Origin of the sequence: Paraclostridium sp. (assembly GCF_051657365.1) — a bacterium.
Taxonomy (GTDB): Bacteria; Bacillota; Clostridia; order Peptostreptococcales; family Peptostreptococcaceae; genus Paraclostridium.
Genome location: NZ_JBOFKN010000114.1, coordinates 1 through 1,115, shown reverse-complemented (window position 1 = coordinate 1,115; position 1,115 = coordinate 1). Strand labels below are relative to the sequence as shown.

General features: G+C 28.5%; 1 pseudogene. It reads left to right on the top strand.

Features of this window, described 5'->3' with window-relative positions:
* Window positions 1-42 precede the first annotated feature (42 nt).
* Window positions 43-1,115 (top strand): annotated as a pseudogene (locus tag ACRCYC_RS08455) (hypothetical protein); the annotation flags it as partial.

Genomic DNA, 1,115 nt, shown 5'->3' with positions numbered 1-1,115 from the left:
GTTTAATAAATATAGAAAAAAGATTACAAGAGGGAGTGTAAAATGGGGGACATATTAAAAAAACGTATAGAATATTTAACAGGGAAAATTGCACCAGTAGAAACTTTAAAAAAATTAGAGCAAGAGTGTGAAAATATTCTAAGACAAAATAGAGAGAATAAAAGTTTAATCGAAGAGATTGAAAAAAGAGTTTTGGTAGAAAGAGTTAGAGATAGTTATAAAAAGATATTAACTTTAGGTATAGCTTATAATACAGAGAATTCAGTTTACTATAAAGATGAGGCAATATTTTTAATAGCTAGGGAAGTATTGAAGAATAACTATGAAAATTATTATAATCTGAGTTCTGTAGAGCATACAAACTGGTGGCAGTGGGAGATTGGATATCCTTTACTATTAAATGATATATTAATTCTTTTTTATGAGAAGTTAGAAAAAGATTTTATAGATAAGATAATAGATGTAACAAGATATTTTTTACCAGATGAGAGATACTTAGGAAATAATCCTGTGGCAATACATCCAAGTGGGTCGCCTTTAAGACCAGCAACTGGAGGAAACTTAATTGATACTTGCAAAATTATATTTTTAAGAGGTGCTCTTTTAAAAGATTTAGAGATATGTCAAAAAGCTGTGGAGTCTATATCTGAAACTTTAGAGATAATATCTGAAAAAAATATAGAAACACTAAGTAATAGAGATGGGTTTTATGCAGATGGATCATTTATACAGCATGGATTTATACCATATGCAGGAACTTATGGAAATGTTTTACTATCAGGAATTGCTGAAATAATATACTTGGTAGATGAAAAACTTAGGGACAAAATAGATACTAAAAAAATATGTGAAAGAGTTTATTCATCATTTGAACCACTATTTTTCAAGGGAGCTATGACAGATATAGTTAATGGTAGAGCTATAACAAGAGATGGAAATGATCACCAGATAGGACATGAGGTTATAAACTCTTTACTGTTGTTAGCTCATGGAGTAGATGAAGAAAATAAAGTAAAACTTTTAGAAATAGCAAAAAGAGAGTTGTCTTTAGATGAATATTATTTATATACAGAAAAAGAGAAGAAAGCTATTTTTTATAATCTTTCTAAAGAGGT